Source organism: Streptomyces sp. NPDC047017 (assembly GCF_040644175.1).
GTDB lineage: Bacteria > Actinomycetota > Actinomycetes > Streptomycetales > Streptomycetaceae > Streptomyces.
Genome location: NZ_JBEYVW010000005.1, coordinates 24,597 through 45,126 on the forward strand (window position 1 = coordinate 24,597; position 20,530 = coordinate 45,126).

General features: G+C 73.9%; 19 protein-coding genes and 2 pseudogenes. 11 read left to right on the forward strand and 10 right to left on the reverse strand.

The genetic code is table 11. The annotated features are described in order from the left end of the window. Positions 1–8: 8 nt before the first annotated feature. The 3 genes from ABZ858_RS09935 to ABZ858_RS09945 all read left to right on the forward strand — a co-directional run bounded on the left by ABZ858_RS09935 (position 9) and on the right by ABZ858_RS09945 (position 3,401). On the forward strand, positions 9–995 hold the full coding sequence (locus ABZ858_RS09935) for a sugar ABC transporter permease (protein WP_361374595.1): 987 nt from the start codon (positions 9–11) through the stop codon (positions 993–995). 139 nt (positions 996–1,134) lie between these two features. Beyond that, positions 1,135–2,013 carry a carbohydrate ABC transporter permease gene (locus ABZ858_RS09940; RefSeq protein ID WP_361374596.1) on the forward strand — a complete coding sequence of 293 codons (879 nt, stop codon included), beginning with the start codon at positions 1,135–1,137 and terminating at the stop codon, positions 2,011–2,013. 29 nt (positions 2,014–2,042) lie between these two features. Beyond that, a complete protein-coding gene (locus tag ABZ858_RS09945) occupies positions 2,043–3,401 on the forward strand; it encodes a GH1 family beta-glucosidase (RefSeq protein ID WP_361374598.1) in 1,359 nt (452 codons plus the stop codon). 95 nt (positions 3,402–3,496) lie between these two features. Here ABZ858_RS09945 and ABZ858_RS09950 read toward each other — a convergent pair whose 3' ends face one another. Continuing rightward, a complete protein-coding gene (locus ABZ858_RS09950) occupies positions 3,497–4,213 on the reverse strand; it encodes a CDP-alcohol phosphatidyltransferase family protein (protein ID WP_361374600.1) in 717 nt (238 codons plus the stop codon). Between the two features lie 110 nt (positions 4,214–4,323). On the opposite strand from ABZ858_RS09950, the gene ABZ858_RS09955 reads away from it, so the two are divergent. The 5 genes and pseudogenes from ABZ858_RS09955 to ABZ858_RS09975 form a co-directional block, all read left to right on the forward strand. Next, positions 4,324–5,328 (forward strand): zinc-binding alcohol dehydrogenase, encoded by a 1,005-nt coding sequence (locus ABZ858_RS09955; RefSeq protein WP_361374602.1) that lies wholly within the window; start codon positions 4,324–4,326, stop codon positions 5,326–5,328. A 136-nt stretch (positions 5,329–5,464) separates the two neighbouring features. Continuing rightward, positions 5,465–5,863, forward strand: a complete 399-nt coding sequence (locus ABZ858_RS09960; RefSeq protein WP_361374604.1) for a 6-carboxytetrahydropterin synthase — start codon at positions 5,465–5,467, stop codon at positions 5,861–5,863. Continuing rightward, a complete protein-coding gene (locus ABZ858_RS09965; RefSeq protein WP_361374606.1) occupies positions 5,860–7,044 on the forward strand; it encodes a glycosyltransferase family 4 protein in 1,185 nt (394 codons plus the stop codon). Before ABZ858_RS09960 ends, ABZ858_RS09965 begins: the two co-directional genes overlap by 4 nt. After that, a complete protein-coding gene (locus tag ABZ858_RS09970) occupies positions 7,041–8,009 on the forward strand; it encodes an SAM-dependent methyltransferase (RefSeq protein ID WP_361374608.1) in 969 nt (322 codons plus the stop codon). Before ABZ858_RS09965 ends, ABZ858_RS09970 begins: the two co-directional genes overlap by 4 nt. 197 nt (positions 8,010–8,206) lie before the next feature. Further along, a pseudogene (locus ABZ858_RS09975) lies at positions 8,207–8,959 on the forward strand (lysylphosphatidylglycerol synthase transmembrane domain-containing protein); the annotation flags it as partial. Positions 8,960–9,147: 188 nt separating this feature from the next. Here the strand turns inward: ABZ858_RS09975 and ABZ858_RS09980 are convergent. Continuing rightward, the gene (locus ABZ858_RS09980) at positions 9,148–9,903 is read right to left on the reverse strand and encodes a creatininase family protein (RefSeq protein WP_361374610.1); all 756 of its coding nucleotides are present in this window, start codon (positions 9,901–9,903) and stop codon (positions 9,148–9,150) included. Positions 9,904–9,941: 38 nt separating this feature from the next. Between ABZ858_RS09980 and ribA the strand changes: the two genes are divergently transcribed. After that, a complete protein-coding gene (ribA, locus tag ABZ858_RS09985; protein ID WP_361374612.1) occupies positions 9,942–10,601 on the forward strand; it encodes a GTP cyclohydrolase II in 660 nt (219 codons plus the stop codon). Here the strand turns inward: ribA and ABZ858_RS09990 are convergent. After that, a complete protein-coding gene (locus tag ABZ858_RS09990; protein WP_361374614.1) occupies positions 10,529–11,953 on the reverse strand; it encodes an MFS transporter in 1,425 nt (474 codons plus the stop codon). The genes ribA and ABZ858_RS09990 overlap by 73 nt on opposite strands. Then, positions 11,950–12,588, reverse strand: coding sequence for a TetR/AcrR family transcriptional regulator (locus tag ABZ858_RS09995; protein ID WP_361374616.1), 639 nt, complete (start codon positions 12,586–12,588; stop codon positions 11,950–11,952). The genes ABZ858_RS09990 and ABZ858_RS09995 overlap by 4 nt, the downstream gene beginning before the upstream one ends. Before the next feature lie 111 nt (positions 12,589–12,699). Between ABZ858_RS09995 and ABZ858_RS10000 the strand changes: the two genes are divergently transcribed. After that, positions 12,700–13,173, forward strand: coding sequence for a PPOX class F420-dependent oxidoreductase (locus tag ABZ858_RS10000; protein WP_361374618.1), 474 nt, complete (start codon positions 12,700–12,702; stop codon positions 13,171–13,173). A 17-nt stretch (positions 13,174–13,190) separates the two neighbouring features. Further along, positions 13,191–13,481 (forward strand): annotated as a pseudogene (locus ABZ858_RS10005) (TetR/AcrR family transcriptional regulator); the annotation flags it as partial. Positions 13,482–13,585: 104 nt separating this feature from the next. On the opposite strand, the gene ABZ858_RS10010 reads toward ABZ858_RS10005, so the two are convergent. From ABZ858_RS10010 to tal, 6 genes are all read right to left on the reverse strand, one after another. Then, the gene (locus ABZ858_RS10010) at positions 13,586–14,179 is read right to left on the reverse strand and encodes a histidine phosphatase family protein (protein ID WP_361374620.1); all 594 of its coding nucleotides are present in this window, start codon (positions 14,177–14,179) and stop codon (positions 13,586–13,588) included. Between the two features lie 6 nt (positions 14,180–14,185). Then, positions 14,186–15,079: a phosphogluconate dehydrogenase (NAD(+)-dependent, decarboxylating) gene (gnd, locus tag ABZ858_RS10015; protein WP_361374622.1), complete on the reverse strand. Its 894-nt coding sequence runs from the start codon at positions 15,077–15,079 to the stop codon at positions 14,186–14,188. Positions 15,080–15,085: 6 nt separating this feature from the next. Further along, complete coding sequence (gene pgi / locus ABZ858_RS10020; protein ID WP_361374624.1) at positions 15,086–16,726, reverse strand: glucose-6-phosphate isomerase; 1,641 nt, start codon at positions 16,724–16,726, stop codon at positions 15,086–15,088. Position 16,727: 1 nt separating this feature from the next. Beyond that, complete coding sequence (gene opcA, locus ABZ858_RS10025; RefSeq protein ID WP_361374626.1) at positions 16,728–17,654, reverse strand: glucose-6-phosphate dehydrogenase assembly protein OpcA; 927 nt, start codon at positions 17,652–17,654, stop codon at positions 16,728–16,730. Then, positions 17,651–19,261, reverse strand: a complete 1,611-nt coding sequence (gene zwf, locus ABZ858_RS10030; protein WP_361375306.1) for a glucose-6-phosphate dehydrogenase — start codon at positions 19,259–19,261, stop codon at positions 17,651–17,653. The genes opcA and zwf overlap by 4 nt, the downstream gene beginning before the upstream one ends. Positions 19,262–19,359: 98 nt before the next feature. Next, positions 19,360–20,529, reverse strand: a complete 1,170-nt coding sequence (tal, locus tag ABZ858_RS10035; protein ID WP_361374628.1) for a transaldolase — start codon at positions 20,527–20,529, stop codon at positions 19,360–19,362. Position 20,530 lies beyond the last annotated feature (1 nt).

Sequence of the window (20,530 nt, forward strand, 5' to 3'; positions counted from 1 at the left end):
TGGACGAGATGACCACCACCTCCCCGGTGAAGGCGGCCACACCGGCCGCGCCCACGAACCCGCCCGGTGCGGCGGCGCCCGGCCGGCTCCGCCGCGCCACCCTGCCCTACCTGCTGCTCCTGCCGGCCCTGCTCCTCGAACTCCTGGTCCATCTGGTGCCGATGGTGATCGGCATCGTCATGAGCTTCAAGGAACTGACCCAGTCCTACATCCGCGACTGGGGCACGGCCCCCTGGGCGGGCCTCGGCAACTACCACGTGTCCGTGGACTTCGACGCCCCCGTCGGCGAGGCCCTGCTGCACTCCTTCCTCGTCACCGTCGCCTTCACCCTGCTCTCGGTCGGCCTGTGCTGGCTGACCGGGACCGCGGCCGCCGTCTTCATGCAAGACGCCTTCCGCGGCCGCGGCCTGCTGCGCGCGCTGTTCCTGGTGCCGTACGCGCTGCCCGTCTACGCGGCCGTCATCACCTGGGTGTTCATGTTCCAGCGCGACAACGGCCTGGTGAACCACGTCCTGCACGACCAGTTGCACCTCACCGGCGAGCGGTCCTTCTGGCTGATCGGAGACAACAGCTTCGTCGCGCTGCTGACGGTGTCGGTGTGGAAGGGCTGGCCGTTCGCCTTCCTCATCGTGATGGCCGGACTGCAGAACATCCCGCGCGAGCTGTACGAGGCCGCCGCGCTGGACGGCGCCGGCCTGTGGCAGCGACTGCGCCGCATCACCCTGCCGTCGCTGCGCCCGGTCAACCAAGTACTGGTCCTGGTGCTGTTCCTGTGGACGTTCAACGACTTCAACACGCCGTACGTCCTGTTCGGGCGGGCCGCGCCGGAGGCCGCCGACCTCGTCTCCGTCCACATCTACCAGGCGTCCTTCGTCAGCTGGGACTTCGGCACGGGCTCGGCCATGTCCGTGCTGCTGCTCCTGTTCCTGCTGGCCGTCACCGGCGGCTACCTGATCCTCACCTCCCGCGGACGACGGAGGACCTCCGATGCCTAGGGTCTTTCGTTTGGATCATGCCGGATCAGGGAGCGGGGTCCGGCGCCGTGCATGGCAAGGCGGAGGAGGGCGTCATGGCGGAGCCACGGCAACCGACGACAACGCGGCGAGGCGCGGCGCCAGGGCCCGCGAGCCCCGCATGATCCAAACGAGAGGCCCCAGACCGCCCGCCTCCCCCACCGCGCCGCCGCGCTCCTTCCTGTGGTCCCGGCGGATCTTCCTCACCCTGCTCACCGGCTTCGTCCTGCTGCCGGTGTACGTGATGCTCTCCAGCTCGCTCAAGCCGCTCGCGGACGTCACCGGCACGTTCCGCTGGCTGCCCGGCGACGTGACCTTCCGCCCGTACCTCGACATCTGGTCGACCGTCCCGCTCGCCCGCTACTTCGTGAACTCGCTGATCGTGGCGGGCACGGCGACGGTCTGCTCGGTGGTGATCGCCGTCTTCGCGGCGTACGCGGTCAGCCGCTACACCTTCCGGGGCAGGCGCGTCTTCACCGTCACCGTGCTCTCCACCCAGATGTTCCCCGGCATCCTCTTCCTGCTGCCGCTGTTCCTCCTCTACGTCAACATCGGCAACGCCACCGGCATCGCGCTGTTCGGCTCGCGCGGCGGACTGATCCTCACCTACCTCACCTTCTCGCTGCCGTTCTCGATCTGGATGCTGATCGGGTACTTCGACTCGGTGCCGCGCGACCTCGACGAGGCGGCGCTGGTGGACGGCTGCGGGCCGCTCGGCGCGCTGCTGCGGGTCGTCGTCCCGGCCGCCGTCCCCGGCATCGTCGCCGTCGCCGTCTACGCCTTCATGACCGCCTGGGGCGAGGTGCTCTTCGCGTCCGTCATGACCAACGACACCACCCGCACCCTCGCCGTGGGCCTCCAGGGCTACTCCACGCAGAACAACGTCTACTGGAACCAGATCATGGCCGCCTCGCTGGTCGTCAGCGTCCCGGTGGTGGCCGGCTTCCTGCTGCTGCAGCGCTACCTCGTCGCCGGACTGACCGCGGGAGCCGTGAAGTGACCGACCCCGCCCGCTCGGAAAGGACCCCCGTGACCATCGACCTCGCCGCGCTCCCGCACGACTTCCTGTGGGGCACGGCCACCTCGGCGTACCAGATCGAGGGCGCCGTCGCCGAGGACGGCCGGTCGCCGTCCATCTGGGACACGTTCTCGCACACGCCCGGGAAGACCGACAACGGCGACCACGGCGACACCGCCTGCGACCACTACCACCGCTGGCGCGAGGACATCGGCCTGATGCGGCGGCTGGGCACCGACGCCTACCGGCTGTCCATCGCCTGGCCGCGCGTCATACCCGGCGGCGACGGCCCGGTCAACCGCAAGGGCCTCGCCTTCTACGACGAACTGGTCGACGGCCTGCTGGCGGCGGGCATCACCCCCTCCGTCACGCTCTACCACTGGGACCTGCCGCAGATCCTCCAGGACCGGGGCGGCTGGCCCGAGCGGGCCACCGCCGAACGCCTCGCCGCCTACGCCTCGGTCGTCGCCGACCGCCTCGGTGACCGCGTCACGCACTGGACCACCCTCAACGAGCCCTCCTGCTCGGCCTGGATCGGTCACCTGGAAGGCAAGATGGCCCCCGGCCTGACCGACCTCACCGCCGCCGTCCGCGCCTCCTACCACCTGCTGCTCGGCCACGGACTGGCCGTACAGGCGATCCGCTCCGCCGTGCCGGGCGCCCGGATCGGCATCGTCAACAACCTCTCCACCGTCCACCCCGCCACCGACCGCCCCGAGGACCACGCCGCCGCCCGCCGCCACGACGGCCACGTCAACCGCTGGTGGCTGGACCCGGTGCACGGCCGCGGCTTCCCCGCCGACATGCGCGAGGTGTACGGCGTCGAGCTGCCCGAGCGGCCGGGCGACGCGGAGGCCATCGCCGCCCCGCTGGACTGGCTCGGCCTCAACTACTACTTCCCGGCCACGGTCACCGACGACCCCGAAGGACCGGCCCCCCACGCCCGCGCGGTACGCCGCCCCGGCGTGCCGCGCACCGGCATGGACTGGGAGATCGACGCGAGCGGCATCGAGACCCTGCTGCTGCGCCTCACCGACGAGTACGGCGCCCGCAAGCTCTACGTCACCGAGAACGGCTCCTCGTTCCCGGACACCGTCCGCCCCGACGGCACGGTCGAGGACCCCGAGCGCCGGGACTACCTGGAACGCCACCTCGCCGCCTGCGCCTCCGCCGCCCGCAAGGGCGCCCCGCTGGCCGGCTACTTCGCCTGGTCGCTGCTGGACAACTTCGAGTGGGCGTACGGCTACGACAAGCGCTTCGGCCTCGTCCACGTCGACTACGCCACCCAGACCCGCACCATCAAGGGCAGCGGCCACCGGTACGCGGAGATCGTCCGCGCGCACCGGGAGCGGGGGAGGAGGGCCGCCTAGGCCGGGCGTCCGGGCAGGGGCGTCACGGGACGAGGGGCCGGCCGCGCGGGAGGCGGCCGGTCCCTCTTCGTGTCCTTCGTCCGGCGCGGTGGCGGTCAGGACAGCGCGGTCCGCCGCAGCCACCGCACGTCCCGCCCGAACGACCACGCCAGCAGGACCAGCGCCAGCAGCACCACGGCCAGGGCCGCCGGGCGGGGCAGCAGGCCGGTGCCCGCCAGGAGCAGCAGGACGCCCTGGAGCGCGGCCACCGTCTTGCGGGCCGTGCTCGGCGGCAGCGGCGCGCGCAGCCACGGCAGGAGGTGGGCGGCGGCGACGAAGGCGTACCGCATGCCGCCGATCAGCAGCACCCACGGGCCGAGCCCGGCCGCCACGTACACGCTGAGCACCAGGATCAGGAACGCGTCGACCTCCATGTCGAAACGCGCGCCCAGCGGCGTGGCCATGCCGGTGCGGCGGGCCACCTTCCCGTCGACGCAGTCCAGTACCAGCGCCACCGCCGTCAGCCCGGCCAGGACCGCCACCGGCGGCGACCCCTCGAAGGAGTCCGCGACCAGCGCCGTCACCCCGCCGACGAGCGCGGCCCGGCCCAGGGTGACCCGGTTGGCGGCGCCGAAGGCGCGCGGCCGCGACCGGGCGAGGGCCCGGGAGAGCACCGCCCAGGTGCCCACCGCGCACGCGAGGCCCGCCGCCCAGCCCGCCGGACCCATGCCGACCGCCGTGCCGAGCAGCGCCAGCAGCAGGAGCTGCGCCCCCGCCCCCACCGCCGGCTCCTGCTGGACGAACCGCGCCTCGTACGTGTCGTTCAGGGCCACCGCACACCCTCCGGCCGAGTGACAGAGTCGATCGACGCCGCGTACGTTGTGCGCGGCCCGTGCACCCGTCGGTACGGGCCCACCGCCTTGACCGTTCAGGAGGCCCCGCCATGGACAGCCCGGCCCGCGCCTTCTGGCTCGGCTCGCCCGGACACGGCGAGCTGCGCGAGGTGACCCTGCCCGGCCCGGCACCCGGCGAGGTCGTGGTGCGCACCCTGTACTCCGGGATCAGCCGGGGCACGGAGACCCTGGTGTTCCAGGGGCGGGTGCCGGTCAGCCAGTACGACGTGATGCGGGCGCCGTTCCAGGAGGGCGGCTTCCCGGGGCCGGTGAAGTACGGCTACCTCAACGTGGGCGTGGTGGAGCAGGGCCCGGACGGCCTGGCCGGGCGGACCGTCTTCTGCCTGTACCCGCACCAGAGCCGTTACGTCGTCCCCGCCGCCGCCGTCACCCCGGTGCCGTCCGCCGTGCCCGCCGGGCGGGCCGTCCTGGCCGGCACCGTGGAGACCGCGGTGAACGCGCTGTGGGACGCCGCGCCGCTGATCGGGGACCGGATCGCCGTCGTCGGGGCGGGCATGGTGGGCTGCTCGGTGGCCGCGCTCCTCGCCCGGTTCCCGGGCGTGCGCGTCGAGCTGGTCGACACCGACCCCGGGCGGGCCGAGGTCGCCGGGGCGCTCGGCGTCGGTTTCGCCACGCCCGAGGAGGCGCTCGGCGGCTGCGACCTCGTCGTGCACGCCAGCGCCACCGAGCAGGGCCTCACCCGCGCGCTCGGACTGCTCACCGCCGAGGGCACCGTCCTCGAACTGAGCTGGTACGGCGACCGCAAGGTCTCCCTCCCGCTCGGCGAGGACTTCCACTCCCGCAGGCTGGTCATCCGCGGCAGCCAGGTCGGCACCGTCTCCCCGGCCCGCCGCGGCGGCCGTACGTACGGCGACCGGCTCGCCCTCGCGCTCGACCTGCTCGCCGACCCGGCGCTGGACGCCCTGATCACGGGGGAGTGCGCGTTCGAGGAACTGCCCGCCGTCATGCCGAAGCTCGCCTCGGGCGAGATCCCGGCCCTGTGCCACCGGGTCCGCTATCCGGCGGCGACGAGTGGCCCGGTGGGCGGTCGCTGAACGACGGGAGACGAGTGACCCGGTGGGCGGTCGCTGAACGACGGGAAGCGCGGGGCCGTACTACGCGGAGCCGTACTACACGGCACCCCGCCGGTACCGGCCGGGGACCGGCGTGCCGCACCTGGAGGGTCGTCCGTTGTTCAGCATCACCGTCCGTGATCACATCATGATCGCCCACAGTTTCCACGGCGAGGTGTTCGGGCCCGCGCAGCGGCTGCACGGAGCCACGTTCCTGGTGGACGCCACCTTCCGGCGCGAAGAGCTGGACGAGGACGACATCGTCGTCGACATCGGACTCGCCACCCGGGAACTGGGCGCGGTGCTCAGCGAGTTGAACTACCGCAACCTCGACAACGAACCCGACTTCGCCGGACGCAACACCTCCACCGAGTTCCTGGCCGAGGTCATCGCCGACCGGCTCGCCGCACGCGTCCACCGGGGCGCCCTGGGCGAGGGCGCCCGGGGACTGGCCGGACTCACCGTGACCCTGCACGAGTCCCATGTGGCCTGGGCGAGTTACGAGCGTGCGCTGTGACCGGCACGACCACGGACCGGACCGGCCCCCGCACCCGCGCGCCCGGCCGGTACCCGCCCCCGAGCGTCCCCGGGATCATCCCCATGTCCCTGCGCACCGCGCACTTCGTCGTGCCGGGCGGCATCGACGACCCGGCCACCCCCAGCGGCGGCAACGCCTACGACCGCCGGATCACCCTCGACCTGCCCGGCTTCGGCTGGCGGGTCCGGCAGCACCCGGTGCACGGCACCTGGCCCCGGCCCGGGGAACGGGCCCGCGCGGAACTCGCCCGGACCCTGCGCGGGCTCCCGGACGGCGCGGTCGTCCTGCTGGACGGACTCGTCGCCTGCGGGGTCCCCGAGATCGTCGTCCCCGAGACCCGACGGCTGCGGCCGGCCGTCCTCGTCCACCTGCCGCTCGGCGACGAGACCGGAACCGGCACCGCCGCGGCCGCCGCGCTGGACGCCCGGGAACGCGAGGTGCTGCGCGCGGTGCCCGCCGTCGTCGCCACCAGCGACTGGGCCGTACGCCGTCTCGTCGCCCACCACGGCCTCGACCCCGGCCGCGTGCACGCCGCCCCGCCCGGCGCGGACATCGCCCCCCTCGCCCCCGGCACCGACGGCGTCTCGCGGCTGCTGTGCGTGGCCGCGGTGACCCCGCGCAAGGGGCAGCACCGGCTGGTCGAGGCCCTGGCCACGGTCACCGACCTGCCCTGGGAGTGCGAGTGCGTCGGCGCCCTCACCCCGGACCCCGCCTACACCGCCCGCCTGCGGGACCTGATCGGCCGGCACGGCCTGGCGGACCGCGTCCGCCTCACCGGACCGCGCGGCGGCGCCGGCCTCGACACCCGCTACGCCTGCGCCGACCTGACGGTCCTCGCCTCCTCCGCGGAGACGTACGGCATGGCCGTCACCGAGGCGCTCGCGCGCGGCATCCCCGTGCTGGCCACAGATGTGGGCGGGGTGCCCGAGGCGGTCGGCCGCGCCCCCGGCGGCGGGGTGCCCGGCATCCTCGTACCGCCAGAGGACCCCGCGGCCCTCGCCACCGCACTGCGCGACTGGCTCGGCGAGCCCGAGGCGCGCCGCCGCCTGAAGGCGGCCGCCCGGGCGCGCCGCGCCGCCCTCGCCGGCTGGGCGACCACCGCGCGGGCCCTGGCGGGCGTCCTGGACCGGCTGCCGGGGGAACCCCGGAGGGCGGCATGAACGAGCACACCCGCGATCAGGCCCTTCCTGGCGCCGGCCCCGCTTCCCCCCTTGAGGAACGGGCCACCGTACGCCTCCGGGCCGGGGGCTCCACGCAGCCGCCCCCGCCCCCGTCCCCGAAGGAGGCGACGCGGCCGCCCCGTTACGCCCCCGAGTGGCTGCGGCTGCGGGAGCCGGCCGACGCGCGGGCGCGGTCCGTGGCGGCGGTCGGCGCGCTGCGCGAGCGGCTGGCGCGGACACCGGCTCCGTACGGCGGGCTCGTCGTGCACGATCTCGGGTGCGGCACCGGCTCCATGGGCCGCTGGCTCGCGCCCCGCCTGGACGGCGGCCAGCACTGGGTCCTGCACGACCGCGACCCCCACCTGCTGCGCCTCGCGGCCGGCACCGCCGCGCACCGCGCCGCCGACGGCGCGCCGGTCACCGTGCGGACCCGGCGGGACGAGGTGGCCGGGCTGACCGCGCAGGCCCTGGCCGGGGCGTCGCTGGTGACGGCGTCGGCGCTGCTCGACGTGCTCACCCGCGAGGAGACCGACGCCCTCGCCGCCGCCTGCGCCGCCGCGAACTGCCCGGCCCTGCTGACGCTTTCGGTGGTCGGCCGGGTCGGTCTCACCCCGGCCGACCCGCTGGACACCGAGATCACCGAGGCGTTCGACGCGCACCAGCGCCGCGCCGGACTGCTCGGCCCGGACGCGGTCACGGCGGCCGGGGAGGCGTTCGCCGCGCACGGAGCCGGTGTGCGCGTGTACCCGAGTCCCTGGCGGCTCGGCCCCGGCCCGCGTGAGCTGACCGCCCAGTGGCTGCGCGGCTGGGTCGGCGCGGCCGTCGCACAGCGCCCCGCGCTGCGACCGCGCGCCGACCGCTACCTCGCCGCACGCCTGGAAGCCTGCGCGGCGGGGGAGTTGCGGGTGGTCGTGCACCACGCCGACCTGCTGGCGCTGCCCCCGGCGCCGGGCGGTGGCGCATGAGCGTACCGGCGAGTGTGCCGATGAGCGCGCCGACGGCGGACGTACGGCCGCGGTGGCCGGACGCGACCCCGCGCCCGTCCACACCGCCGCCGTCCCCTGCCGGTACCCGCACCCGCCGCGCCACCGGCGGCCGCGCACTCACGGCCCTGCGCCGCCGCGCCGGACCCCTCGGCGGTCTCGCGGTCCTCGGTGTGCTGATGTGGCGGCTGGGCACCGGGGCACTCCTGGACGGCCTGCGCCGCGTCGACGCGCCCACGCTGGCCGTGACGCTCGGGGTGGGGGCGGTCACCACCGTGTTCAGCGCCTGGCGCTGGCAGTCGGCGGCCCGCGCGCTTCACGTCCGGCTGCCGCTCGGGACGGCCGTGGCCGACTACTACCGTGCGCTGTTCCTGAACGCGGTCCTGCCCGGCGGCGTCCTGGGCGACGCGCACCGGGCGGTACGGCACGGGCGCGGCGCCGGGGACCTCGGCCGCGCCGTACGGGCCGTCGTCCTGGAACGGGCCGCCGGGCAACTCGCCCTCGCCGTCACCGGCGCCGCCGTCCTGCTGACCCTGCCGTCCCCGGTCCGCACCCAGGCCCGGCACCTCGCGCCGCCGGCCGCCCTCGCGGCCATGGGCGTACTGGCCGTGCTGCTCGCCCTGCGCGGGACCGGCAACCGGACCCGCGCGGGCAGCGGTGCCGACCCGGGGCCCGGGGGCGGGCCTGGCCGCCTCGCCGGTGAGGCGCGCGACGTGCTGCTCTCCCGCCGCCACGGGCCGAAAGTGGCGCTCTCCTCCGCGGTCGTGCTGGCCGGGCATCTCGTGATGTTCGTGGTCGCGGCGCGGGTCGCCGGGGTGAGGGCCCCGGTGGCGGTGCTGCTGCCGCTGGCGGTTCTCGCGCTGGCCGCCATGGGACTGCCGCTGAACGTGGGCGGGTTCGGCCCCCGGGAGGGCGTCGCCGCCTGGTCGTTCGCGGCCGCCGGGCTCGGCGCGGGCGACGGCGTGGCCGTGGCCGTGGTGTACGGGGTGCTCGGCTGCGCGGCGAGCCTGCCGGGCGCCCTCGTCCTGCTCGCCGGCCGGGCCGCCCCCGCGCCCAGGGGCCTTGTGCCCGGCGCCCCCGCCTCCGCAGCCCCCGCGCCCGAGGGCTACGCGTCCGGCGGCTACGCGTCCGAGGTGAGCAGTGAGAAATACGGCGCGAAGGACGCCGTGAGGCTCGCCAGCAATTCCTTCCCCTTTTCCGCGCTGCCCAGGGAAGGACGGCCGATGACGCCCGATTCGGTATAGGCGGACATTCCGGTGGTGAGCAGTTGCCGGCGGTCGTCCGCCACCACATCGGCTTTCTCGTACCCGGCCCGGACCATTTCCGGATGGGCGTGCAGAAGAACGGAGGTCTCGATCTCCCCCGCGTGCATGTCGGTCAGCAGCGAGGTGCGCACCCCGGCCCGTACGCGGGCCGTCTCCCAGTCCTCGGCGGCCGGGAAGAGCGCCATGCGCTCACCGCGCGCGGACGCCTCCTGGACCACGTGGGACAGCACGTAGTTGCCGCCGTGGCCGTTGACGACGACCAGCGCCTCCACCCCGGAGCGGCGCAGCGAGTCCGCGATGTCCCGCACCACCGCGTGCAGGGTCACCGAGGAGATGCTGACGGTGCCCGGCCAGGCGGCGTGCTCGTGCGAGCAGGAGACCGTCACCGGCGGCAGCGACCGCACCGGGTACACGGCGGCGATCTCCCGGGCGAGGGCGCACGCGACCAGGGTGTCGGTCGCCAGCGGGAGGAAGGGGCCGTGCTGCTCGTGACTGCCCACCGGCAGGACGGCGACCCGGCGTGAACGGCCGGCCTCCCGATTCCGTATGTCCTCCGTGGTGTCCGCCGGCACCGGGCAGCGCGCCGCCGGCCGTGAAGGTGAACCCGTCATTGTTTTTTGGCCCTTCGTCTCCGCTCAGAAAGCAGATCATGACAGAGAACCTCGGCGTATTCGGTGAGAAGTCCCCACGGCGTACGGGGGTGGAGCGCGTCGTGAATGCCCCGCTGCCCACCCGGTACGGTCCTTTCCGCGCGGTCGGCTATCTGGACCACGACCGCGGCGACGAGCACGTGGCCCTCGTCCACGGTGCCATCGGCACCGACCGGGTGCTGGTCCGGCTGCACTCGGAGTGCCTGACCGGTGACGCCTTCGGCTCCCGGCACTGCGAGTGCGGCGACCAGCTCGGCGCGGCGCTGCGCGCGGTGGTGGCCGAAGGCGGCGGTGTCGTCGTCTACGTGAGGGGCCACGAGGGCCGGGGCATCGGACTGCTCGGCAAACTGCGGGCGATGGCCCTCCAGGCGGAGGGCCTGGACACGGTCGAGGCCAACCTCGCCCTCGGACTGCCCGTCGACGCCCGGGACTACGGCGCCGCCGCCGGGGTCCTGCACGACCTGGGCGTACGTTCGGTGCGGCTGATGTCCAACAACCCGCGCAAACGCGAGGCGCTGGTACGGCACGGCGTCCGGGTCGCCGAACAGGTGCCGCTGCTGATCCCGCCGTGCGAGAACAACATCACCTACCTGCGCACCAAACGGGAGCGGCTGGACCACCACCTGCCCCACCTGGACGTGCTGGCCCACCCGTCCTGACCCGCGGCGTCCACCGGCGCGCGATCCGCCGGCGTACGCCCGGGCAGCGCGCGGGCCGCCACCGCCCCGGCCGCCGCGGTCCCGGCGAGCACCGCCAACGGCAGCCCCGCGCCCCCGCCGAGGCCGCGCAGCGCGGTCGCCGCGGCCACGCCCAGTGCCGGTCCCACGTTCATCATGGTCTGCTGGAGCCCGCCCGCCACCCCGGCGGAGGCGACGGCCGCCTCCCGTACGACGACCTGGGTCGCCGCCACCAGTACCGTGCCGAACCCGGCCCCGAGCAACGCGAAGCCGCCGCACAGGGCGAACGTGCCCGACGCCCGGGCGAGCACCAGCACACCCACCGCGAGCGCAGCCATCGCCGCCCCGGCCGTCGCGCGGGCGCCCAGGCGCCGCAGCAGCACCGGGCACACCGGTGCCGCGAGGATCATCAGCGCCGCCAGCGGCAGGCTGCGCAGGGCGCTCTGCAAGGGGTCAAGGCCCAGCGTGTCCTGGAGGACGTACGTGATGACGAACAGCGTGCCGGACAGCGCCGCCGACGCGGCGACCAGGACGGCGAGCGCCGCTCCGACGGCGGCCGAGCCGATGACGTCCGGCGGGAGCAGCGGGTCGGCGGCACGCCGCTCGTGCCGGACGAAGGCGGCCGCGGCGGCGAGGGCCGTCAGCGTGACCGTGACCGGGCCCGCCCGGCCGGGCTGCCCCGCCGTGGCCAGGGTGTGCACCGCGCAGCCGAGCGCGAGGGCGAGCAGCAGCGCGCCGGGCAGGTCGAGCCGGGGCGCGCCGGACCGGGCGCGTGCCCGGGGCGCCTCGCGCCCGGCGAGCGCGAGGGCGCCGAAGAGCACCGCCGGGCCGACGCCGAGGAAGAACACCGCCCGCCAGCCGGGCCCGGCCACCAGCGCGCCGCCCGCCACCGGTCCGGCCGCCGCCGCCAGGCCGATGGCGCTCGTCCGCACCGCCAGCGGCATCCCGAGCCGGTCGGGCGGGAAAGCGGCGCGCAGCATCCCGAGGGTGGCCGGCTGGAGCAGCGCCCCGCACGCCCCCTGGGCGACGCGCAGCGCGATCACCCAGCCGATGCCGGGTGCCACGCCGATGCCCGCGGACGCCGCCGCGAAGCCGAGCATGCCGATGGCGAACGTCCGCCGGTGCCCGTACCGGTCGCCGAGCCGCCCGGCGAACACCAGCAGGCTCGCCACCGCGACGAGGTACCCGGTGCTGGTCCACTGCACCTGCCCGTACGACGCGTCCAGGTCCCGGCGCAGCGCGGGCTGCGCGACGGTGAGCACCGTGCCGTCCAGGGCGACGATCACCGCGCCCGCGATGCTGCTCGCCAGGGTCACCGCCTGAGCGCGGTTCATCCGCGGGCCCCCGCGGACGGGCCACGGTCACCTGCGGACGAGCCGTGGTCTTCCGCGCCGAGGTGCGCGTCGAGGAGTGCGCGCAGCACGGTGCCGGGGGTGTCGGCGCCCGTGGCGAGCCGAAGGCTGCCCCAGCCCCACAGCTGGGCGATGCCGTGCAGCCCGGCCCACAGGGAACCGGCGACCGTGCGGGCGTCGGCGTCCGGGCGTACCCGCCCGACGAGGTCGACCAGAACGCCGAAGAGCGGCAGGCTGGTGTCCCGCAGCCCCAGGTGGCCGCTCTCCAGCAGGTCGTGGCGGAACATCAGCTCGTACATGCCGCGGTTGTCCAGCGCGAAGTCCAGGTAGACGCGGCTCAGTCCGGCCAGCCGGGCGCGCGGGTGCGCCGGGCCCTCGCCGGTCGCCCGCGCCACCCGCCCGGCCAGCTCGGCGAAGCCGCGGCGGGCGATGGCGGACAGCAGCTCCAGGTGGGTGGGGAAGTACCGGCGCGGCGCGCCGTGCGAGACGCCCGCCCGGCGGGCGATCTCCCGCAGGGTCAGCGCCTGCGCCCCCTCGGCGGCCACCAGCTCCACCCCGACGTCGACCAGCCGCTCGCGCAGCCCGTCCGGGCCCTTCTCCTTCTCGGACTCAATCATAGACACTGTCTACCAGTCATTCGTAGACAGTGTCTACCCGCCTTTGGGGCAGGTGAGTGATGTTCTGGGCCGACGGGAATGACGAGCCGGGCCGCCGCGGTTGACCGCGGTATGACTCAGGACACCCAGGGCCCGAGGCCCGCTCCCGTGCCGGACGCCGCCCTGCTCGCCCTGCTGGGCGAGGGCCACAGCGGGGTGCTGGTCACCCTCAAGCGCGACGGCCGACCGCAGCTGTCGAACGTCAGCCACGCCTACGACCCGGACGAGCGCGTCATCCGCGTCTCGATCACCGACGACCGCGCCAAGACCCGCAACCTGCGCCGGGACCCGCGCGCCTCCTACCACGTCACCAGCGCGGACCGCTGGGCCTACACCGTCGCCGAGGGCACCGCCGACCTGACGCCGGTCGCCGCCGACCCGCACGACGAGACCGTGGAGGAGCTGATCGGCCTGTACCGCGCCGTGCTGGGCGAGCACCCCGACTGGGACGCCTATCGCGCGGCGATGGTCCAGGACCGCCGCCTGGTGCTGCGGCTGAGGGTGGAGCGGGCGTACGGCATTCCCCAAGGTGCGAACGAGGGCTGAGCCGGACCGTTCCCCGGCAGTACGCCGGCCAGCGCGTCGCCCGCTTCCTGGCCGGCCTGGACCGGCCGGGCCCGAGCGCGCTGTTCGCCGCGATGGTGGGGCAGTGGACCGACGAGGACGAGCGGGACGGCGCCCTGGGCGGCTGCCCAGTCGCCGCCGCGACCGTCGACCGCGCCGCCGCCACTACCCGCCGGCCGGCCGCCACCGCCTTCACCAGCCGGCGCGAACCGCCGGCCGGGGCGCTGACCGGCCCGGGCGTGCCCGCCGGGCGGGCGCCGTCCCCGGCCACCTTGATGATCAGCACCCTGGCACCGGGACACCGCCCCGCGCCCGTACGTCCTGCACCCTGACGCGACGGAGGGGCCCCGGCCGATCGGCCGGGGCCCCTCCGTCACATCACGGCGCCACGCCGCTACGCGCGCGTGTTCCACTCCGCGATCACCGGCCGGCCGTGCTCGGTCGACAGCCGGCTCACCGTGCCCGTGGCGAGCTGGAACAGCCGGCCCTGCTCGGGCGGCAGGCCCAGCCGGCGGGCCGTCAGCACCCGCAGGAAGTGGCCGTGCGCCACCAGCACCACGTCCCCGTCGTCGGCGGCCAGCGCCGGCGCCACGCGGGCGAGCACCCGGTCGGCGCGCTCGCCGGCCTGCCGCGGCGACTCGCCGGGCAGGCCCTCCGGGCCCGGTGGCACCCCGTCGGACCACAGGTCCCAGCCGGGGCGGGTGCGGTGTATCTCCGCCGTGGTCACGCCCTCGTAGGCGCCGTAGTCCCACTCGTGCAGATCAGGGTCGGGCACCGCCCCGATCAGGCCCGCGAGTTCGGCGGTGCGCACCGCGCGGGCGAGCGGACTGGTCAGGACGAGGGCGCAGGTCCGCGCGGACAGGAGTGGAGCGAGTGACTTGGCCTGTTCCTCGCCGTGCTGGGTGAGGGGCAGGTCGGTGAGGCCGGTGTGCTGCCCCGACACGCTCCACTCCGTCTCGCCGTGGCGGACCAGGAGAAGGTCCCCCACGGCGGCTCAGTCCTTCTTCGCCGACTCGACGGCGTGGCCGCCGAACTGGTTGCGCAGCGCGGCGATCATCTTCATCTGCGGCGAGTCCTCCTGGCGGGAGGCGAACCGCGCGAACAGCGAGGCGGTGATCGCGGGCAGCGGCACCGCGTTGTCGATGGCCGCCTCCACGGTCCAGCGGCCCTCGCCCGAGTCCTCCGCGTAGCCGCGCAGCTTGTTCAGGTGCTCGTCCTCGTCCAGCGCGTTCACCGCGAGGTCGAGCAGCCAGGAACGGATGACGGTGCCCTCCTGCCAGGAGCGGAAGACCTCGCGGACGTTGTCCACGGAATCGACCTTCTCCAGCAGCTCCCAGCCCTCGGCGTACGCCTGCATCATCGCGTACTCGATGCCGTTGTGGACCATCTTCGCGAAGTGGCCCGCGCCGACCCGGCCCGCGTGCACATAGCCGTACGGGCCCTCCGGCTTGAGCGCGTCGAAGACCGGCTTCAGCCGGTCGACGTGCTCCGTGTCGCCGCCGACCATCAGCGCGTAGCCGTTCTTGAGGCCCCACACACCGCCGGAGACGCCCGCGTCGACGAAGCCGATGCCGCGCGCGTGCAGCTGCTTGGCGTGCTTCTCGTCGTCGTCCCAGCGGGAGTTGCCGCCGTCCACGACGAGGTCGCCGGGCTTGAGCAGGGTCGCCAGCTGGTCGATGACGTGCTGGGTGGCGGCGCCGGCCGGGACCATCACCCACACCGTGCGCGGGCCGTGCAGCTCGTCCACGAGGTCGACCATGCTGGCGACGTCGGACACTTCGGGGTTGCGGTCGTAGCCGACGACCGTGAGGCCGGCGTTGCGGAGGCGCTCCCGCATGTTGCCGCCCATCTTGCCGAGGCCGATGAGGCCCAACTGCGTCGATGCCATGTCAGTTCACTTCCTGAGTTCGCGGTAGGCGGCCACGAGGGCGGCGGTGGACGGGTCGAGACCGGGCACGTCGGCACCCTCGGTGAGGGCGGGCTCGACGCGCTTGGCCAGCACCTTGCCGAGCTCGACGCCCCACTGGTCGAAGGAGTCGATGTTCCAGACCGCGCCCTGCACGAACACCTTGTGCTCGTACAGCGCGATCAGCTGGCCGAGGACCGACGGGGTCAGCTCGGTCGCCAGGATCGTGGTCGTGGGGTGGTTGCCGTGGAAGGTGCGGTGCGGCACCTGCTCCTCGCTCACCCCTTCGGCGCGCACCTCGTCGGCGGTCTTGCCGAAGGCGAGCGCCTGCCCCTGCGCGAACAGGTTGGCCATCAGCAGGTCGTGCTGGGCCCTGAGCCCGCCGCTCAGCTCGGCCACCGGGTTGGCGAAGCCGATCAGGTCGGCGGGGATCAGCTCGGTGCCCTGGTGGATGAGCTGGTAGTAGGCGTGCTGGCCGTTGGTGCCCGGGGTGCCCCAGACCACCGGCCCGGTCTGCCACTCGACGGGCTCGCCGTCGCGCTGCACCGACTTGCCGTTGGACTCCATGTCCAGCTGCTGGAGGTAGGCGGTGAACTTCGACAGGTAGTGCGAGTACGGCAGCACCGCGTGCGTCTGCGCGTCGAAGAAGTCGCCGTACCAGATGCCCAGCAGGCCCAGCAACAGCGGGGCGTTGGCCTCGGCGGGCGCGTTGCGGAAGTGGTCGTCGACGATCCGGAAACCGTCCAGCATCTCCCGGAAGCGGTCGGGGCCGATCGCGATCATCAGGGAGAGGCCGATCGCGGAGTCGTAGGAGTACCGCCCGCCGACCCAGTCCCAGAACTCGAACATGTTGTCGACGTCGATGCCGAAGGCGGCGACCTTCTCCGCGTTCGTGGACAGCGCCACGAAGTGCTTGGCGACCGCCTTCTCGTCGCCGCCCAGCCCGCGCAGCAGCCAGTCGCGCGCCGAGGTGGCGTTCGTGATCGTCTCGATCGTGGTGAACGTCTTGGAGGCGACGATGAACAGCGTCTCGGCCGGGTCCAGGTCCCGGGTGGCCTCGTGCAGGTCGGCGCCGTCGACGTTGGAGACGAACCGGACCGTCAGCTCCCGGTCGGTGTAGGCGCGCAGCACCTCGTACGCCATCGCCGGGCCCAGGTCGGAGCCGCCGATGCCGATGTTGACGACGGTGCGGATCCGCCGGCCGGTGTGACCGGTCCACTCGCCCGAGCGCACCCGGTCCGCGAAGGCGGCCATCTTGTCGAGGACCTCGTGCACCTCGGGCACGACGTTCTCCCCGTCGACCTCGATCACCGCGTCCCGCGGGGCCCGCAGCGCGGTGTGCAGCACCGCCCGGTCCTCGGTGACGTTGATCTTCTCGCCGCGGAACATCGCGTCCCGCAGCCCGAAGACGTCGGTGGCCGCGGCCAGTTCCTGGAGCAGGCTCAGTGTCTCGTCGGTGATCAGGTGCTTGGAGTAGTCGATGCGCAGATCACCGACGCGCACGGTGTAGCGCTGCGCGCGGGAGGGGTCCTCGGCGAACAGCTCCCGCAGGTGCGGCTGCCACTGGGCGCGGTGGTCCTCCAGGGCGGTCCACTCCGGCCGGCGGGTGAGCTTGGGGGTGTCGGACATGTCAGACGGTCTCCTTGATCCCGTCGCCCTTCAGGGCGACGGCGTACATCTCGTCGGCGTCGAGGCGGCGCAGTTCTTCGGCGATGAGTTCGGAGGTGGGGCGGACCTTGAGGGCGAGGGTGCGCGGGGGCTGGCCCGGCAGGGTCAGCGTGGCGAGCGGGCCCTCGGGCCGGTCGATGACGATCTCACCGTTGTCGGTGCCCAGGCGCACGGCCGTCACGAACGGGCCCGCGCTGCCCACGCGGTCCACCGCGACCCCGAGCCGGGCTCCGAGCCAGCGGGCCAGCAGCTCCGCGCTCGGGTTGTCCGGCTCGGCCTCCACGGCGGCCGACGTCACCTTCACCCGGGCCTGGTCCAGGGCCGCGGCGAGCATCGAACGCCACAGGGTCAGCCGGGTCCAGGCGAGGTCGGTGTCGCCGGGCGCGTAGTGCCGCGCCCGGGTCTCCAGGACCTCCAGCGGGCGCTCGGCGGCGTACAGGTCGGTGATCCGGCGCTGGGCCAGCGCGCCCAGCGGGTCCTCGGCGAGGTTCGCCGGCGCCTCCACCGGCCACCACACGACGACCGGGGCGTCCGGCAGCAGCAGCGGCAGCACCACCGAGTCGGCGTGGTCGGACACGTCGCCGTAGGTGCGCAGCACCACCGTCTCGCCGGTGCCGGCCTCCGAGCCGACCCGGATCTCCGCGTCCAGGCGCGAGTGGGTGCGGTCCCGCAGGGTGCGCGCGTGCCGCTTGATCACGACCAGGGTGCGCGAGGGGTGCTCGCGCGAGGCGTCCTCGGCCGCCTTCAGCGAGTCGTAGGCGTTCTCCTCGTCCGTGACGATGACCATCGTCAGGACCATGCCCACGGCCGGGGTGCCGATGGCGCGGCGGCCCTGCACCAACGCCTTGTTGATCTTGCTTGCCGTGGTGTCGGTCAGGTCGATCTTCATGGCCTGCGCCAGCTCCGTCCGTCTCGTGCGAGCATCTCGTCGGCTTCCCGCGGACCCCAGGTGCCCGAACGGTACTGGGCCGGCCTGCCGTGCTCGTCCCAGTACTCCTCGATCGGGTCGAGGATCTTCCAGGACTCTTCCACTTCCTGGTGGCGCGGGAACAGGTTCGCGTCACCGAGCAGCACGTCCAGGATGAGGCGTTCGTACGCCTCCGGGCTGGACTCGGTGAAGGACTCGCCGTAGGCGAAGTCCATCGTCACGTCCCGGATCTCCATCGAGGTGCCCGGCACCTTGGAGCCGAACCGGACCGTCATGCCCTCGTCCGGCTGGACGCGGATGACGATCGCGTTCTGCCCCAGCTCCTCGGTGGCGGTGGAGTCGAAGGGGGAGTGCGGGGCCCGCTTGAACACCACCGCGATCTCGGTGACCCGGCGGCCCAGCCGCTTGCCGGTGCGCAGGTAGAACGGCACGCCCGCCCAGCGGCGGTTGTCGATGCCGAGCTTGACCGCCGCGTAGGTGTCGGTCTTCGAGGCGGGGTCGATGCCCTCCTCCTGGAGATAGCCGGGCACCTTCTCACCGCCCTGCCAGCCCTCCGCGTACTGGCCGCGCACCGTGTGCCCGCCCAGGTCCTCGGGCAGCCGCACCGACTTGAGCACCTTCAGCTTCTCGGTGAGCAGCGCCTCCGCGTCGAAGGCGATGGGCTCCTCCATCGCGGTGAGCGCCATCAGCTGGAGCAGGTGGTTCTGGATGACGTCCCGGGCCGCGCCGATGCCGTCGTAGTAGCCGGCCCGGCCGCCGATGCCGATGTCCTCGGCCATGGTGATCTGCACATGGTCGACGTACGACCGGTTCCACACCGGCTCGTACATCTGGTTGGCGAAGCGCAGCGCCAGGATGTTCTGGACGGTCTCCTTGCCCAGGTAGTGGTCGATCCGGAAGACCTGCTCCGGGTCGAACACCTCGTGCACGATCCGGTTCAGCTCGCGGGCGCTGGCCAGGTCGTGGCCGAACGGCTTCTCGATGACCGCGCGCCGCCAGGACCCCTCGGGGCCCTCCGCCAGACCGTGCTTCTTCAGCTGCTGCACGACCTTGGGGAAGAACTTCGGCGGCACGGACAGGTAGAAGGCGAAGTTGCCGCCGGTGCCCCGGGAGGCGTCCAGCTCCTCGACGGCCTCGCGCAGCTGCTTGAACGCCGTGTCGTCGTCGAAGTCGCCGGGGACGAAGCGCATCCCCTCGGCGAGCTGCTGCCAGACCTCCTCGCGGAACGGGGTGCGCGCGTGCTCCTTGACCGCGTCGTGCACCACCTGCGCGAAGTCCTGGTTCTCCCAGTCGCGGCGGGCGAAACCGACCAGCGAGAAGCCCGGCGGCAGCAGACCCCGGTTGGCGAGGTCGTACACGGCCGGCATCAGCTTCTTGCGGGACAGGTCACCGGTGACACCGAAGATGACGAGCCCGGAGGGGCCCGCGATCCTGGGCAGCCGGCGGTCCTGGGCGTCGCGCAGCGGATTCACCCAGTCGGCGGCCGGCACCACCGGGACGCGCACCTCGGACGGCTCGGGCCGCGCGCCGCGGGAGCCCGTGCCCCGCGCCGCCCGCGCCTGCTGCATCGCCTTGGGCTCCGGTTCCTCGGGCCGTACGGCGGGGCCGGGCGACGGACTCGCCGCCGCCTGTGCGTCCCGCGCCGCCGGCTCGGCGGGCTTCTTGCTCATTCCGCGTCAACTCCCTTGCTGTTCAAGGACTTCGTGACCGCGTCCAGCAGGTCCTGCCAGGCCGTCTCGAACTTGGCGACACCCTCGTCCTCAAGCCGCTGCACGACCTCGTCGTAGGAGATCCCCAGCCGCTCGACCGCCGCGAGGTCGTCGCGGGCCCGCGTGTACCCGCCGGTCACCGTGTCACCGGTGATGACGCCGTGGTCGGCGGTGGCGTCCAGCGTGGCCTCCGGCATGGTGTTCACCGTGCCCGGCGCGACCAGCTCGTCCACGTACAGGGTGTCCTTGTACGCCGGGTCCTTCACCCCGGTGGAGGCCCACAGCGGGCGCTGCCGGTTCGCGCCCGCGCCCGAGAGCGCGGCGAACCGCTCGCCCGGCGCGGTCGCGCCGTCGGCGGAACCGAACACCTGCTCGTATGCCGCGTAGGCGAGGCGCGCGTTGGCCAGCGCCGCCCGGCCCTTGAGGGCGAGCGCCTCCCCGGTGCCCAGCAGGGTCAGCCGCTTGTCGATCTCGGCGTCCACCCGGGAGACGAAGAAGGACGCGACCGAGTGGATCTCCGACAGGTCCAGGCCCGCGGCGCGCGCCTTCTCCAGGCCGGCGAGGTAGGCGTCCATGACCTCGCGGTAGCGCTCCAGGGAGAAGATCAGCGTCACATTGACACTGATACCCGCTCCGACGACCTCCGTGATGGCCGGCAGACCCGCCCGGGTGGCCGGAATCTTGATCATCACGTTGGGCCGGTCCACCAGCCAGGCCAGCTGCCGCGCCTCGGCGACGGTCGCCCTGGTGTCGTGCGCCAGGCGCGGGTCCACCTCGATGGAGACCCGGCCGTCCCGGCCGCCGGTCGCCTCGTGCACCGGGCGCAGCACGTCGGCGGCGGCGCGCACGTCGGCGGTGGTCATCATGCGCACCGCCTCGTCGACGGTGACGCCGCGCACCGCCAGGTCGGCGAGCTGCTCCTCGTAGCCCGCGCCGGAGCCGATGGCCGCCTGGAAGATCGACGGGTTCGTGGTCACGCCGACGACGTGCCGCGTCCCGACGAGGGCCGCCAGGTTGCCCGAGTCGATCCGTCGCCGCGACAGGTCGTCCAGCCAGATCGACACGCCCTGGCCGGACAGGCGCTGGAGCGCTCCGGCGGTCGCGGTTGTTTCGGTCACAGTGATCATC